The sequence below is a fragment of the Frigoribacterium sp. CFBP 13712 genome, from assembly GCF_014842255.1.
Lineage (GTDB): Bacteria > Actinomycetota > Actinomycetes > Actinomycetales > Microbacteriaceae > Frigoribacterium.
Genome location: NZ_JACYVH010000032.1, coordinates 1 through 485, shown reverse-complemented (window position 1 = coordinate 485; position 485 = coordinate 1). Strand labels below are relative to the sequence as shown.

Sequence of the window (485 nt, the reverse complement as noted above, 5' to 3'; positions counted from 1 at the left end):
TCATCGGGACAGGCGTTCTCGGCGGGTTCACCACCTACAGCGCCCTCGCGGTCGACACCGCGACCCTGCTCGGTGACGCCCTGCCGATCGCCGTCGCCTACGGTGCGGGATCGGTCGTGCTCGGCGCCGTGGCTTCCTGGGCCGGCATCACCGTCGGTGCCGTCCTCCACCGTCGTTCTGAGGTGGCGTCGTGATCGCCCCATGGCTCTTCGTCGCGATCGCGGTCGCCGGTGGTGCGGGTGCGGCCCTGCGCCTCGTCGTCGACGGCGTCGTCCGCAGCACGTGGTCGGCCCCCATTCCGCTGGCGACCCTGGTCATCAATGTCAGCGGGTCGTTCGTGCTCGGCTTGCTCACCGGTCTCGCCGACCACGCGGGGATGCCCCGAGAGTGGCTGCTCGTCGCGGGCGGCGGACTCATGGGCGGCTACACCACGTTCAGCACCGCCAGCGTCGAGACCGTGCGCCTCGTAGCCGAGAGGAGATGGG

General features: G+C 70.9%; 2 protein-coding genes. Both read left to right on the top strand.

Annotated features, from left to right (window positions below):
- The coding region (locus IFT51_RS14780) for a CrcB family protein (protein ID WP_192061849.1) at positions 1-194 on the top strand (194 nt) is incomplete at its 5' end.
- On the top strand, positions 191-485 hold a 295-nt coding region (locus tag IFT51_RS14775), incomplete at its 3' end, for a CrcB family protein (protein ID WP_192061848.1). The genes IFT51_RS14780 and IFT51_RS14775, both read left to right, overlap by 4 nt.